The organism is Microbacterium sp. NPDC090014 (genome assembly GCF_044748285.1).
Lineage (GTDB): Bacteria > Actinomycetota > Actinomycetes > Actinomycetales > Microbacteriaceae > Microbacterium.
In genome coordinates this window covers 2169257-2183181 of the sequence record NZ_JBIVFS010000001.1, presented here as the reverse complement: position 1 = coordinate 2183181, position 13925 = coordinate 2169257, and the positions used below count along the sequence as shown (strand labels likewise).

The following is a 13925-nucleotide window of genomic DNA, read 5'->3' as shown; positions in this document are numbered from 1 at the left end:
TCACGCAATCCTCCAACAGTGTGTGTGCCAATGCCTGCGTGCCGCGAGGTCTGCGGCGTCACCGAGCACCCCGTCCGCGCGCCAGATCACGAGATGAGCGGTTCCGGGAACAACCGATCGCCCGCACCCAGGACAGATGTACTCCTTCAGCGCCTGAGCTGCCGACACCGGCTGGACGGTCCACTCGGACCCACGACGGACTTCCGTGCGCTTCCAGGACGAGAGGAGTCGATCGAGCGAATCGTCGGTGTCAGGGCGCGCCGGACGGCGTCTGCGAGAGCGGGCCATGAGGCCGACTCACCACCAGTGGTTGTTCGTCCAGAAGGCGTGGGCGCCCGCCCAGCTTCCGTATCGACCCGTGGCGTATCCCGTTGCCCAGCGCAGGTTGTCCACCGGGTCGTAGCCATTGCCGGGAACCTTGCTGCATGGCAGAGCCTGGACGAGCCCACACGCTCCAGAGGACTTGTTCGTCGCGTTCGGGTTCCAGCCGCTCTCGCGGGAGACGATGTAGTCGACGAAGCCCCAGTCGGACTCCGCGATGCCCGCTGCTGCCATCCACTCCGCAGGGGCTCCCCCGCCGGTGTAGTACAGAGGAGCGCTGGGACCGGGTTTCGATGACCCGGATGACCCGGACGACCCGGTCGTCGGGGTCGGGGTGGGAGTCGGCTTGGGCGTCACGTAGACCGAGAACGATCCACGCTGAACCGGTGCGATAGCGGCACCCTCTGCGGTCACCGTGAGATTCTGCGTCTCCGTGAGCGCCGCTGAGTACGCCGACTCGGGGCCTTCCGTCTCAGGCTGCTGAGCCAGCGCGACGCCGGTCGGGGCGACCATCGCGGCCGCGAAACCCACGACCGCGAGGGCGCTGACGAAACCGACGACGCCCCGTCGGCGGCTACCGCTGCGCGCCGAAAGCGCCGCGGATGCAGGCACCGGCGTGACGTCTTTGCGATGAGGTGTGATGTCGTTTCGGGAGTTCACGATGAGTGGCAGTCTACCCCGTGAGGCGTGAGTCGGCCATCAGAACGCTCAGCGAACCGCCAGGATCACATCGACGGTAGCGTCGAGAAGGGCATCCACCTGCTCTTCCCGGTACCCGCCGCGCTGCATGCGGAACGCCGCCGAACGCAGCTGCTCGGCCGTCAGCGGTTCGCCGTCTCGCAGATAGCGGGCGATGCGGGTGCCCACATGGTCGACCTCGTCGATGCGATACCCGAAGGTGAGGACGCCCGTGCGCGCGAAACGCTGACGCTTCGGACGCGCGAGGTGGTCGAGGATGATCTGGGCATCGTCTCGTGCCTGCTCGACCCATGCCCCCGCGCCCTGCGACCGGACGGCCCGGTCACGCGCGCGAGCCGCCAGTGCGTCCTCGACTCTCCCGAGCGCCGCATCGACCTCTGCCACGACATAGCCGTTCTTCACGAGCGGGAAGGACGCCACCCGTACGTCGGCTGCGCCGAGATCGTCCGCGTCGCCTTCGAATGCAGCCCGAGCGGCTGCGAGGAACGTGTCGACCGCTGCGCGGTGATAGCCGCGCACGCGACCGGTCGTCACAGAGAACGCGGCCGGAGGCTGAACCGAACCGTCCGATGCTCGCACGTCGTCGGAGACCATCACAGCACCACCCAGGAGGAGAAGAGGAAATACAGGCACAGCGCGGGCACCGTCGACGGAAGGATGCTGTCGAGTCGATCGAGGAGCCCGCCGTGACCGGGCAGCCAGGAGCTCATGTCCTTGATTCCGAGATCACGCTTGAGCATGGACTCGCCGAGGTCGCCGAGGGTCGCGGACAGCAGGATGGCGACGCCGAAGATCACGCCGATCCACCACGGCAGATGCAACAGGAAGATCGCGAGGAGGACACCCGCCGTGATGGAACCCACCACGGCTCCACCGAACCCTTCCCACGTCTTCTTGGGACTGATTCGCGGGGCCATCGGATGCCGGCCGAAGGCCAGCCCGGCGGCATACGCGCCGGTGTCCGCCACGACGGCGATGGCGATGAAGCTCAGCACCCACCACTGGCCACCCTCCTGCTTGAGCAGGATCAGGGCGACCGCCGCGAGGAACGGCACGTAGATCTGAACGAAGCCTCCGATGACGGCATCCGTCAGCACATCGCCGTAGGTTCTGCCGTCCTTGGCGACCATCTGGGCGACCAACCGCCACACGATCACGAATGCGACGGCGAAGAACAGCATCACCCAGACGAACCACAGGTCGAGGAAGAACGCGGACAGCACGAGCAGCGTCGCCGCCACGAACTGAGCGATCACGTCGATCCGCCGCCCGGACGCGCGCAGTGCCAGGGAAAGCTCGTACACCCCGAGCAGCGCCGCTGCCAACGCGAACGGCACGAAGAGGACCTTGATGAACAACAGCGAGGCGAGCAGGGCGGCGCCGAACGCCAGCCCGATCAGCGTCGCGAGGATCAGGTCACGCCCTGTGCGCTCCTTGATGCGCTCGTTCGCCTGGTCGAGCTGCCCGCGAGCATTCGTGACGTGGGTCCCGAACTCGTCGCGTGCGGCACGCCACTGCTCTCTGATCGCGTTGTGATCAGCTGTGTCCAACGGGGACTCCGTCATCGCGCGCTCCTCGGCGGGGAGAGGTGGACGTGGCGGGATGCTCGTCGCGTCGAACGCCGGGAAGGCGCCGTCGACCAGCGGGATGGCGCCGGTCGAGGTCGACGAGTCGCGCGCCTCCCGGCGCGTCTGCGGCTTGTCGGTGCCGTCATCGGTGCGTTCGTCGGACATGCCGCCTACACCTCGAGGAGCTCAGCCTCTTTGCGCTTGAGTGCGTCGTCGATGAGGTCGACGTGCTGGCGCGTGAGGGCGTCGAGTTCCTTCTCTCCGCGAGAGATCTCGTCTTCTCCGAGCTCGCTCTTGAGACCGTCGAGTTCGTCCTTGGCCTTGCGACGGATGCCGCGCACGTGCACCTTGGCGTCCTCGGCCTTGGTCTTGACGAGCTTGACGTACTCCTTGCGGCGCTCAGCCGTGAGCTCGGGCATCGTCACGCGGACGAGGTTGCCGTCGTTCGTGGGGTTCGCGCCGAGGTTCGGCATGTCCCGGATCGCCTGCTCGATCCCCTTCAGAGCACTCTTGTCGTAGGGAGTGATGATGAGGGTGCGCGCCTCCTGGTTCGCCAGAGAGGCGAGCTGGGCGAGCGGCGTCGGCGTTCCGTAGTAGTCGACGAGCACCTTCTGGAAGAGCTGCGGGTTGGCGCGACCCGTGCGCACCGTGGAGAAGTCCTCCTTGGCGGCCTCGACCGCTCGTGCCATACGGGAGGTGGTTTCAGCGAGGACATCCGCGATCACGGTGACTCCTATCGTCGGGGTGTTCTGAAATTCTATCTGGCGCGGCGCGTGAGCACCGTCAGGGACTCAGGCGGTGACGAGAGTGCCGATCGGCTCTCCGAGGAGCGCACGCGTGACATTGCCCGCCGGCTCCATGCCGAACACCCTCATGTCCATGTTGTTGTCCATGCAGAGGCTGAACGCGGTCGAGTCGACCACCTTGAGGCCGCGCTGAAGGGCATCGCGGTAGGTCACGCGCTCGATGCGCTCGGCGTCGGCGTGCTTGTTCGGGTCCGCGGTGTAGATGGCGTCGACGCCGTTCTTGGCCACGAGCACCTCCTGCGCCCCGATCTCCAGCGCGCGCTGCGCGGCGACCGTGTCGGTGGAGAAGTACGGGAGGCCCGCTCCGGCGCCGAAGATGACGACGCGGCCCTTCTCCATGTGCCGCTCGGCCCGCAGCGGGATGTACGGCTCGGCGACCTGCGTCATCGAGATCGCGGACTGCACGCGGGTCGGCGCTCCGGCCTGCTCGAGGAAGTCCTGCAGCGCGAGGGCGTTCATCACTGTGCCGAGCATGCCCATGTAGTCGGCTCGCCCCCGGTCCATTCCGCGCTGGCTGAGTTCCGCTCCGCGGAAGAAGTTGCCGCCGCCGACGACGATCGCGATCTCTACGCGGTCGACGGCCGCGGCGATGTCACGGGCGATCTGGCTGACGACGTCGGGGTTGACGCCGAGCTGTCCGGCGCCGAACGCCTCACCGGAGAGCTTCAGGAGAACGCGACGGCGTCCGTTGCCTTCGGTCATGGGGGTGTTCCTCTCGTCCCGATTCAAGATAGTGCCTTCTGGGCATGAAGAAGGGGTTCGGATCATGTGATCCGAACCCCTTCGACGGTGTTACGCGCCGACCTTGAAGCGCGCGAAGTCCGTCACGGTGATACCGGCGTCCTTCGCCACCTGGGCGACGGAGAGCTTGTTGTCCTTCGCGTAGTCCTGCTCGAGCAGTGCGACCTGCTTGATGAACGCGGAGACACGGCCCTCGACGATCTTGGGCAGAGCCGCTTCCGGCTTGCCCTCGTTGCGGGAGATCTCGGTGACGATCTCGCGCTCCTTCTCCACGGCGTCAGCCGGGACGTCCTCGCGGGACAGGTACGACGGGTTCGCGAACGAGATGTGCTGCGCGATGCTGCGAGCGGTCTCGGCGTTGTCACCCGTGTAGGCGACGACGACGCCGATCTGCGGCGGAAGGTCCTTGCTCGTGCGGTGCAGGTAGACCTCGACGTTGTCGCCGGTGATCGTGCGAACGCGACGAAGCTCGACCTTCTCGCCGATGATCGCAGCCTCTTCCGAGATGACCTGCTCGACGCTCTTGTCGCCTGCCTGGGCGGCGAGTCCGGCCTCGACCGAGTCGGCCTTCACGGCCGCGACAGCGTCGGCGACCTTGTCGGCCAGTGCGATGAAGCGCTCGTTCTTCGCGACGAAGTCCGTCTCGCAGGCGAGCTCGATCAGCGTCACTGCGCCGTCCTGCTCGCGAGCGACGATGAGGCCCTCGCTGGTCGAACGGTCGGCACGCTTCGCGTTGCCCTTGGCACCCTTGAGACGCAGGATCTCGGTGGCCTTCTCGACGTCTCCGTCGGCCTCCTCGAGCGCCTTCTTGGTGTCGACCATTCCCGTTCCGAGCTGCTCACGCAGCGCCTTGAGGTCGGCGATGGTGAAGTTGGCCATGTGTGGTGGCTCCTTGCTTCGTGATGTGTGTGGTGGTCGCGGAATTACTTGGCGTCTGCTGCCTCGGCGGCGGCGACCTCAGCGGTCTCCTCGCCGGAAGCGGCAGCGATGGCCTCGTCGTGCGCCTCGGCGCCGGCCTCGTCAGCAGCGGTCTCGTCGGCAGCGGGGGTCTCGACGGTGGCAGCTTCGTCAGCTGCGGCGTCATCGACCTCTGCGGCGTCAGCCGACTCCTGGACGGGAGCCTCGAGGAGCTCCTTCTCCCAGTCGGCGAGCGGCTCAGCGTCGCCCGTCTCGGGGTTGTGCTTCTGCTGCAGGCCCTCTGCCGCTGCGTCCGCGATGATGCGGGTGAGCAGCGAGACGGAGCGGATGGCGTCGTCGTTGCCGGGGATCGGGTACTGGAAGTCGTCCGGGTCGGCGTTGGTGTCGAGAATGCCGATCACCGGGATGCCGAGCTTCTTGGCCTCGTCGATGGCGAGGTGCTCGCGCTTGGCGTCGACGACCCAGAGAGCGGACGGCGTCTTGGTGAGGTTGCGGATACCACCGAGCGACTTGTGGAGCTTGTCGAGCTCACGCTTCTTGAGAAGGAGTTCCTTCTTGGTGAAGCCCGAGGCAGCCGGGTTCTCGTAGTCGAGCTCCTCGAGCTCCTTCATGCGAGCGAGACGCTTCGCGATGGTCTGGAAGTTGGTGAGGAGTCCACCGAGCCAGCGCTGGTTGACGTAGGGCTGGCCGACGCGCGTGGCCTGCTCCGCGAGGATCTCCTGCGCCTGCTTCTTCGTGCCGACGAAGAGGATCGTGCCGCCGTGCGCGACGGTCTCCTTGACGAAGTCGTAGGCCTTGTCGATGTAGCCGAGCGACTGCTGGAGGTCGATGATGTGGATGCCGCTGCGCTCCGTGAGGATGAAGCGCTTGACCTTCGGGTTCCACCGACGGGTCTGGTGTCCGAAGTGCACGCCGCTGTCGAGCAGCTGGCGGATGGTGACCACAGCCATGGTCGTCTCCTTGTTCCGGCGCGATTCTGCGCCCTTGAGGTTGTCGAGTCGATCGGACGACCGAACTCCCTGGTGCCCGGCGCACACCCGCCTGAGTGGAATCAGGACCAGTGGGAGTGGATGCCACGACCGAAGTCGCTCTGGGCACGCGTAGTCACCCCGAGATCGAGGTGCTCCAACAGCATACAGGATGCGGCGACCTCACTCCTCCTGCACGATGCACCGAAGCCATGTCTTCCCCACATGGATCGCGGGGGTTGCGATGACGCGTCCCTCCGCCGGCGGGAGCGACGGACCATTGCCTCATGAACTCCCGCGCACGCGCGACCATCGCGTTCCTTCTGCTGGTCGCCCTGATTCTCGTCGCTCCGATCCCGACGCGTGCGCACGCGTCATCCGCGGAAGGTGAGAGGTATCCCGTCTGGCTCTGGCCGACCGATGAGCGCCGCGCGGTCGCGTCGCCGTATCGCGCTCCCGCGCACGAGTACGGTGCCGGCCATCGAGGGATGGACCTCGCGACGACGCCGGGGGCTGTGATCCGCGCTCCCGCCGACGGGACGATAGCATTCCGCGGAACCGTCGTCGACAGGCCTCTGATCACGATCGAGCACCCCGGTGGCTACGTGTCGACGTTCGAGCCGTTGTCCTCCGAGCTCTCGCCGGGAGACGCGATCTCATCGGGGCAGGAGATCGGCACGGTGGCTGCCGGTGGCCACGCGGCGCCCGGTACTCTGCACCTCGGTGTGCGAATGGATGGCGCGTACATCAACCCGTTGCTCCTCTTCGGCGCCGTACCCAGGGCGGTACTGCTCCCCTGCTGCACGACCCCGTGAATCGGTGACCGGGTGTTCAGGCGCGCGGGTGTGCGAGGCGATACGTCGCGGTCAGCCGTTCGGCGGACACGTGGGTGTAGATCTGGGTCGTGCCGAGACTCGCATGGCCGAGGATCTCCTGCACCGCTCGCAAGTCCGCGCCGCCGTCCAGGAGGTGGGTCGCGGCAGTGTGTCTCAGCGCATGCGGGCCGACCGTGTCCGCCCCGATGAACGGTGCGAGCACGTCGGCGACGAGCGAATAGACCGCGCGCGGTCCGATCCGCGCGCCTCGACTGCCGAGTAGCAGAGCCGGCGACGGTCGGGCAGCTCGTGCGGCGAGTGAGGGGCGCCCTCGAGACAGGTAGGCGCCGGTGGCATCACGCGCAGGAGCACCGTAGGGCACCACCCTCTCTTTCGCGCCTTTCCCCAGCACGCGCGCCGTGCCCCGGTCGAGGTCCAGATCGTCGACATCGAGTCCGCACAGCTCGGAGACTCGGATCCCTGCCCCGTACAGCAGCTCGAGAATCGCATGGTCGCGGAGCGCGATCGGATCACCGGCGGCGGCGGCGTGCCGTTGCGCCTCGAGAAGAGTCGTCATCGCGTCCTGAGAGGCGATGACGGGCAGCGTCCGCCCCCGCTTCGGGGCTACCAGCCGGAGACTCGGATCGTGTGCGACGAGCTGCTGCTCCTGCGCCCAGCTGAAGAAGGACCGGGCCGCCGCGGCGCGCCGCGCGAGTGTTGACCGCGCGTCCCCCCGTTGAGTCGCGCGCCACAGCCAGTCGCGCAGTGTCTCGAGTGTGACGTCTTCGAGCTCGCGATCGCCGACGGTCTCCGCGAGATCACGGAGATCAGATCGGTAGGCCCGCACAGTCGCTGAAGACAGCCGACGCACTCGGGAGAGATGCTCGGTGAAGGCGTGTGCTGCTGCCTGGAACTGCATGGATCAAGTGTGCAGGAGCGCGAATCCGCGCGGTGTCAGCCGCGCCGCTCTCCGTCCGGCCGTTTCCGCCATCCGCTCTCGACGCGCGTGACAATCCCATCCAGCTCCAGGAGCCCGAGGAGGGCGCCGATCCTCTCGGGAGCGAGCCCCGATCTTCGGGACAGCTCGAGAACGGGTCGTGCGGAGCGACTGCTCAGGGCGTCGAGCACCCGAGACCGATCCGGGTCCGTGACTCCGCCAACGGTCGTCCCGGGTGCGGCGTCACCCCACAACTCGCGTATCTCGGCGGTGGTCGTGACGCATCTCGCGTCGTATTCACGAAGAAGCCGATGACAGCCGGCCGACGATGCGGAGGTCACAGGCCCAGGCACCGCACCGAGCGGCCGTCCGAGCGCAGCCGCGTGTCCTGCGGTGTTCAGTGAACCGCTCCGCCACCCTGCCTCCACCACGACCGTCGCGTCGCCGAGAGCGGCGATGAGTCTGTTGCGCGAGAGGAATCGCCACTTCGTCGGCGCGGTGCCGCAGGGCACTTCGCTCACCACGGCTCCGGTCTCCACGATTCTCCGCAGCAGCTGCTGATGGCCTTGGGGATACGCGCGATCGACTCCCCCGGCGAGGAAGGCTACGGTCTTGCCGCTCACGGCGAGGGCGGCCCGATGGGCTGCCCCGTCGATGCCGTACGCTCCGCCGGATACGACGACCGTGCCGGTGGCTGCGAGCTCGCCGGCGAAGTCGCCGGCGAGCATCTCTCCATAACCGCTGGCCGCCCTCGCGCCCACGATCGCGACTCGGCTCGGAGCCGTGAGCAGCGCCGGGTCTCCGCGAACCCAGAGCACTGTCGGCGCATGCACCCCAAGGTCGTCGAGAGATCTCGGCCAGAGGTCGTCCCCCGGCAGAAGGAGCCGAGCGCCGACCTCGGCTGCTGCACGGATCGCATCGAGAACGCTGCGCGCATCCGCGCGGACCATCCACCGGGCTCGTCCCTCGGCGAGAGCCCGTTCGCTGACATCCGAACTCGCCGCGGCCCCTCCGCCGATCGCCAGCCCCAGTGATGTCACTGCGCCCCGCTCCGCGATGAGCGCGCCGGCGACTCCGTCCCCCGGCTCGGTGAGGACTGACCACGACACTCGTGCCAGCGCCTCGTCCAGGTCATCGACCGGTCGCACCTGTCGCAGCGATCGCCGCACCGCCGCATCGCCTCTGAGAGACTCGATCACGATAGGTATCCCCTCTTCAAGAACAGTGCCCGTCCTATTTCTTCCCGACCTGGACTGTCGACCTCGGCGAGGTCCGCCATGGTCCAAGCCAGCCGCAGAACCCTGTCATAGCCGCGAAGAGTGAGAGCTCCCCGCTCGAGAGCCCTATCCAGGGGCGCCCTTGCCTCTGCGGCGATCCGCAGATCGAGTTGCCTCAATCGGGCGCCCGGAACTTCGCTGTTGCGGCCCCACGGTGTCCCCCGCCACCGCGAGACCGCCCGCTCACGCGCCTGCATGACTCTCGCTCGAGCTCGCTCGCTCGTCACCTCCGTACGGTCGCCGATCATGGCCCGAGCAGCAGACACGCGCGAGACATGCAGCTCGATATCGACCCGGTCGCGAAGCGGACCGGAGAGTCGGGTCGAGTATCTCCGGATCGCCAACGACGGACATGTGCATTCCGCACCGCGCACCCCGTAATTGCCGCACGGGCACGGATTGAGCGCCATGACCAGTTGGAAGCGTGCGGGGAACTGTGCGGTGACGCCCGATCGACTCACCTCGATGACGCCGGACTCGAGCGGCTGCCGCAGTGCGTCGAGCGCCACTCTCGAGAATTCCGCTGCTTCGTCGAGGAAGAGCACACCTCTGTGAGCGCGAGAGATGGCGCCAGGACGAACAGACCTCGTGCCGCCTCCGACGAGCGCCGCAACCGAGGCGCTGTGGTGAGGCGACTCCATCGGCGGCGTGGCGTCGAGAGCTCGCACAGCGTCGCCGGTGAGTGAGCGGATCGAGGCCACTTCGAGAGCCTCGTCGTCGGAGAGACTCGGAAGTATGCCGGGGAGTCGACGCGCGAGCATGGTCTTACCTGCGCCTGGCGGGCCGCTGAGCAGCATGTGATGGCCTCCTGCTGCCGCGACGATCAGAGCCTCGACCGCCTCGTCCTGGCCGACGACGTCCGCGAGGTCCAGCCTCTCGCGATGCTCCGGCGCGAGTGTCGCCGAGGCGACCGGATCGGCATCGAGCACGTCGATCTCCGCGCCGTGCCAGACGGCGACCTGCGAAAGACTCGCTGCTGCGCGAACCTCGATTCCGGGCACCAGCCTCGCCTCCGCCTCGTTGCCCCACGGCACGATCACGGTGTCGAACCCCGCACGCGCAGCGGCGAAGACGGACGGGAGCACCCCGGGCACGGGACGGAGCCGGCCGTCGAGTCCGAGTTCGCCGAGATGCACCGTTCCCGCGATGGACCGCGTCGACAGCGCTCCCCCTGCCGCGAGAGCGGCGACCGCGATGCTCAGGTCGAAACCGGCTCCCTGCTTGGGGAGGCTGGCGGGCGAGAGGTTGACCGTGAGGCGGCGGCGCGGAAGATCGAGTTGCGTGTTCTTGCAGGCGTTGTGAACCCGCTGAACCGCCTCGCCGAGTGCTTTGTCCGGCAGGCCGATGATCTTGAAGTCGGGGGTCTGGTTCGAGATGTCGGCTTCGACCTCGACCATGTGCCCGTCGACCCCGGTGAGCGCGACCGCCCACGTGCGGGCCGTTTTCACGACACGTCCACGAGATGTTCGAGGGTGCTGTGCTGCGGGTCGGCTCCGATGATCCCGATCGCCTCGATCCGGATCACGAGGCCGACCGCCTGTTCGGGATGGTCTGCCGCCCACGCATGAGCCAATCGCCACAGTCGTCGGATCTTGCGGGAATCCACGGCCTCGAACGGGTGTCCGTGGGAGATCGTCCGTCGTGTCTTGACCTCGACGATGGCGAGGTGGTGACCGCGACAGGCGACGATGTCGATCTCGCCCTGCGCACATCGCCAGTTGCGGTCGAGGACCACATATCCGATGCCGGTCAGATACCGAACCGCATGTTCTTCGCCGGATCTACCGAGCTCGTCTTTCGCTGCCATGAAGACAGCCTGTCGATCGGGATCGACGACCGCGCTTCAGGAGTGGGGACGTTGCGGAGTGCGGGGACAGCCCATCAGAAAGCCGGACTGTGCAGAAGTGGTCACTCCCCGTCGAGCGACAGCTCCTGGGGCAGCTCGAACTCGCGGCGCTGAAGCTCTTCGACGTTGACGTCCTTGAACGTCAGCACGCGCACAGCCTTCACGAAGCGGTCGGCACGATAGATGTCCCACACCCAGACGTCACTCATCGAGATCTCGAAGTAGAAGTCGTGCTCGGTGTCACGACGCACGACGTTCACCTCGTTGGCGAGGTAGAACCGGCGTTCCGTCTCGACAACGTACTGGAACTGCGCGACGACATCGCGGTATTCGCGGAACAGCGCCAGCTCGAGCTCGCGGTCGTAGTCGTCGAAGGCTTCCTCATCCATGATCACTCCATCCTAGAGTCGGCGACGCGTCGATGACGCACGCAGGCTCAGAACAGAGTCGGGACATCCGCGATCGCCCAGGATGATCGGTGGTGCGGAGAGAGCCCGAGGCTGCGGATCGCATCGCGATGCTCGAGGCTCGCGTATCCCTTGTTCCGGTCCCACTGGTACGCGGGATGACCCTCGTGGAGCTCCGCCATGTAGGTGTCCCTCGCCACTTTCGCGATCACCGATGCCGCCGAGACCGATGCGCAGTCGCGGTCGCCCTTGACGACCGGTCGCACCCGAAGAGGCACCGGATGCACCCGCGAGACATAGTCGTGGTTGCCGTCGAGGAGCACCAGAGCGCCGTCGAGGCGAACTCCCGAATCGACGACGCTCTGCACGGCGCGCGACGCCGCCAGACCGAGCGCTCGCATGATGCCCACCTCGTCGACCTCGGCCGCGCTGGCCCAACCGACTCCAGAAGCCTGCACCCATGCCGCGGCTCGCGCAGCGACATCGGGCCGACGCCTCTCGGTGACCAGCTTCGAATCCCGAAGCCCTTCGGGAACGCGGCGGCGCGCCCCTGCCGCATCCATCACGGCAGCTCCGACCGCTACCGGCCCGGCAAGCGCACCGCGTCCGACCTCATCGAGGGAGATGATCAGATCGCACTCGCTCAGCAGCCTGCGCTCCAGAGTGAGCTTCGGAGCGACGACGGTCATTCCGGATCCGGGACGCCGTTGAAGCTGTCATGGTGGCCGTCGATCGTGCCCAGACGGTCGAAGGGCCACGTGGTGAAGAACGCCTTGCCCACGACGTTCTCGATCGGGACGAAGCCGCCGCTCGGAAGATCCTGATGCGCCCGCGAGTCGCGCGAGCGATCGCGGTTGTCTCCGAGGAGCCACAGCGACCCATCCGGCACGACCACGTCGAACGGATCGTTCGACGCTGCAGTGTCGCCGTCTGGCAGGTTGAGGTAGCTGAGCTCGTCGATGGGCGCTCCGTTGACCGTGATCTGTCCGAGCGCGTTGCAGCAGACGACGTGGTCACCCGGGAGACCGATCACACGCTTGACGAGGTGATCCTGCGAATCCGTGGCCGAGATCCCGACGACGTTGAGCATCCAGTCGAAAGCCTCGACGAGAGGCGGCTGCGCAGGAGTCTGCGGCTGGCCGTCGAGCCACCCGCCCGGGTCCTTGAAGACCACGACGTCGCCGCGTTCGTAGGCGGTCCACCGCGGCGTCAGCTCGTCCACGAGGATCCGATCGTTGACCAGGAGAGTTCGTTCCATCGATGCGGACGGGATGTAGAAGGAGCGGACGATGAAGGTCTTGACGACGAAGGAGACGAGCGCCGCGATGACGACGATCACGAGGACGTCGCGAAGGAACACGAGGAACCCACGACGCCGCTTCGTCGGTCGAGCGGACGCGGCGGCGGAGTCAGTCGTCATGGGGTTTCCTTCACAGTCTCGCACCGCACGGAGACGGCAGTATCAAGGGTCGCACACCCCGGGGAGAACACAGCACCCCGGGACATCGTGTCCCGGGGTGCTGTGGAGAGCCTGCGCGTCAGTTGTCGCGCTTCTCCTTGATCTTGGCCTTCTTGCCCCGCAGCTGACGGAGGTAGTAGAGCTTCGCGCGACGCACGTCACCGCGGGTGACGACCTCGATGTGGTCGATCACCGGGGAGTGCACCGGGAACGTACGCTCGACGCCCACCTGGAAGCTGATCTTGCGAACGGTGAAGGTCTCGCGCACGCCGTCGCCCTGGCGGCCGATGACGACGCCCTTGAAGACCTGGATACGCGAGCGGGTGCCCTCGGTGATGTTCACGTGCACGTTGACCGTGTCACCGGGGTGGAAGACGGGAACGTCTGAACGCAGGGATGCTGCGTCGACGGCGTCGAGGATCTGCATGATCGTCTCTCTCTGCACTCGCCTCAGGTCGGTTGCATGCTGTAAGTAGGAATAAGAAGAAGTGTGTGCTGAACGGCGCCGAAGCGTCCGTGGGCTCCCCTGAGGCAGAACCGGTCACGGCACAAACACTCATTCTGCCATGGATGCCGCACACGGCCAAAACGTCGCGTGCGCTGCCGTCACTCCGGCGAGTCCTTCTCCCGGATGACGAAGACCTCTCGCACGCGGGTCTCCGGCGCGGGCTCGTCGACGCCGGGAACGGTGGACCACGAGATGGTCTCGCGGATCCGTGCTCCGCTTCCCTTCGCCTCGTTCCACAGCTGCCAGAGCTGCAGCCAGACCAGACCGATGCCGACGACGACGGCGGCGGCGAGAAGCCAGCCGAACGCGCCGTCGATGAAGCATCCGACAGCGATAGTCAGCCCGTGCCAGAGCGTGAAACCGCCGACATCCCACCACGAGACGGCCCTCTCGACCCGCACCGACGGGCGAGACCGAGTCAGGAGTGTGAGAAGAAGCTGGCCGACGAACACGGAGGGGACCGCGATGAAGAGGACCCAGAGGATGGCCCAACCGCCTTGGAAGACGCCCCAGCCCACGAGCAACCAGAGCGGCAGGAGGAACGCTGCCGGAATGAGCCACCGGAAGAACGCCTGACGCAACCACATGTCACAAATCGTACGACGGCGTGCGGCCGATGATCCAGGTGTTCGCTCTGAGCACGCGGCCTCGAGGC

General features: G+C 66.9%; 18 protein-coding genes. 1 reads left to right on the top strand and 17 read right to left on the bottom strand.

What is annotated here, in order from left to right; genetic code table 11:
- The 8 genes from ACIPV5_RS10340 to rpsB all read right to left on the bottom strand — a co-directional run bounded on the left by ACIPV5_RS10340 (position 1) and on the right by rpsB (position 6003).
- Positions 1 to 288 carry a hypothetical protein gene (locus ACIPV5_RS10340; protein ID WP_320488202.1) on the bottom strand — a complete coding sequence of 96 codons (288 nt, stop codon included), beginning with the start codon at positions 286 to 288 and terminating at the stop codon, positions 1 to 3.
- A 9-nt stretch (positions 289 to 297) separates the two neighbouring features.
- A complete protein-coding gene (locus tag ACIPV5_RS10335; protein WP_400340971.1) occupies positions 298 to 981 on the bottom strand; it encodes a transglycosylase SLT domain-containing protein in 684 nt (227 codons plus the stop codon).
- A 48-nt stretch (positions 982 to 1029) separates the two neighbouring features.
- The gene (locus ACIPV5_RS10330) at positions 1030 to 1614 is read right to left on the bottom strand and encodes a DivIVA domain-containing protein (protein ID WP_400340970.1); all 585 of its coding nucleotides are present in this window, start codon (positions 1612 to 1614) and stop codon (positions 1030 to 1032) included.
- Positions 1614 to 2753 carry a phosphatidate cytidylyltransferase gene (locus ACIPV5_RS10325; protein WP_056278676.1) on the bottom strand — a complete coding sequence of 380 codons (1140 nt, stop codon included), beginning with the start codon at positions 2751 to 2753 and terminating at the stop codon, positions 1614 to 1616. The genes ACIPV5_RS10330 and ACIPV5_RS10325 overlap by 1 nt, the downstream gene beginning before the upstream one ends.
- Positions 2754 to 2758: 5 nt before the next feature.
- Positions 2759 to 3313, bottom strand: a complete 555-nt coding sequence (frr, locus tag ACIPV5_RS10320) for a ribosome recycling factor (protein WP_053095997.1) — start codon at positions 3311 to 3313, stop codon at positions 2759 to 2761.
- Positions 3314 to 3379: 66 nt separating this feature from the next.
- On the bottom strand, positions 3380 to 4096 hold the full coding sequence (pyrH, locus tag ACIPV5_RS10315; RefSeq protein WP_056278675.1) for a UMP kinase: 717 nt from the start codon (positions 4094 to 4096) through the stop codon (positions 3380 to 3382).
- Positions 4097 to 4186: 90 nt separating this feature from the next.
- Positions 4187 to 5014 (bottom strand): translation elongation factor Ts, encoded by an 828-nt coding sequence (tsf, locus tag ACIPV5_RS10310; protein ID WP_053095995.1) that lies wholly within the window; start codon positions 5012 to 5014, stop codon positions 4187 to 4189.
- Between the two features lie 44 nt (positions 5015 to 5058).
- Positions 5059 to 6003, bottom strand: coding sequence for a 30S ribosomal protein S2 (gene rpsB / locus ACIPV5_RS10305; RefSeq protein WP_053095994.1), 945 nt, complete (start codon positions 6001 to 6003; stop codon positions 5059 to 5061).
- A gap of 305 nt (positions 6004 to 6308) precedes the next feature.
- On the opposite strand from rpsB, the gene ACIPV5_RS10300 reads away from it, so the two are divergent.
- Complete coding sequence (locus tag ACIPV5_RS10300) at positions 6309 to 6836, top strand: murein hydrolase activator EnvC family protein (RefSeq protein WP_400340969.1); 528 nt, start codon at positions 6309 to 6311, stop codon at positions 6834 to 6836.
- Between the two features lie 16 nt (positions 6837 to 6852).
- On the opposite strand, the gene ACIPV5_RS10295 is transcribed toward ACIPV5_RS10300, so the two are convergent.
- From ACIPV5_RS10295 to ACIPV5_RS10255, 9 genes are all read right to left on the bottom strand, one after another.
- Entirely contained in the window at positions 6853 to 7755 is a 903-nt protein-coding gene (locus ACIPV5_RS10295) for a tyrosine-type recombinase/integrase (RefSeq protein WP_053095992.1), read from the bottom strand.
- Between the two features lie 35 nt (positions 7756 to 7790).
- On the bottom strand, positions 7791 to 8972 hold the full coding sequence (gene dprA / locus ACIPV5_RS10290) for a DNA-processing protein DprA (protein WP_400340968.1): 1182 nt from the start codon (positions 8970 to 8972) through the stop codon (positions 7791 to 7793).
- Entirely contained in the window at positions 8969 to 10498 is a 1530-nt protein-coding gene (locus tag ACIPV5_RS10285) for a YifB family Mg chelatase-like AAA ATPase (RefSeq protein ID WP_072591209.1), read from the bottom strand. Before ACIPV5_RS10285 ends, dprA begins: the two co-directional genes overlap by 4 nt.
- Positions 10495 to 10857, bottom strand: a complete 363-nt coding sequence (locus ACIPV5_RS10280; protein WP_056278671.1) for a YraN family protein — start codon at positions 10855 to 10857, stop codon at positions 10495 to 10497. Before ACIPV5_RS10280 ends, ACIPV5_RS10285 begins: the two co-directional genes overlap by 4 nt.
- 101 nt (positions 10858 to 10958) lie before the next feature.
- A complete protein-coding gene (locus ACIPV5_RS10275; protein ID WP_042541663.1) occupies positions 10959 to 11285 on the bottom strand; it encodes a DUF2469 family protein in 327 nt (108 codons plus the stop codon).
- Positions 11286 to 11332: 47 nt separating this feature from the next.
- The gene (locus ACIPV5_RS10270; protein ID WP_053095954.1) at positions 11333 to 11992 is read right to left on the bottom strand and encodes a ribonuclease HII; all 660 of its coding nucleotides are present in this window, start codon (positions 11990 to 11992) and stop codon (positions 11333 to 11335) included.
- Positions 11989 to 12723, bottom strand: a complete 735-nt coding sequence (gene lepB / locus ACIPV5_RS10265; RefSeq protein WP_053095952.1) for a signal peptidase I — start codon at positions 12721 to 12723, stop codon at positions 11989 to 11991. Before lepB ends, ACIPV5_RS10270 begins: the two co-directional genes overlap by 4 nt.
- Positions 12724 to 12841: 118 nt before the next feature.
- Positions 12842 to 13189, bottom strand: coding sequence for a 50S ribosomal protein L19 (gene rplS, locus ACIPV5_RS10260; RefSeq protein WP_053099097.1), 348 nt, complete (start codon positions 13187 to 13189; stop codon positions 12842 to 12844).
- A 179-nt stretch (positions 13190 to 13368) separates the two neighbouring features.
- Positions 13369 to 13857, bottom strand: coding sequence for an MFS transporter permease (locus ACIPV5_RS10255; RefSeq protein ID WP_072591208.1), 489 nt, complete (start codon positions 13855 to 13857; stop codon positions 13369 to 13371).
- Positions 13858 to 13925 lie beyond the last annotated feature (68 nt).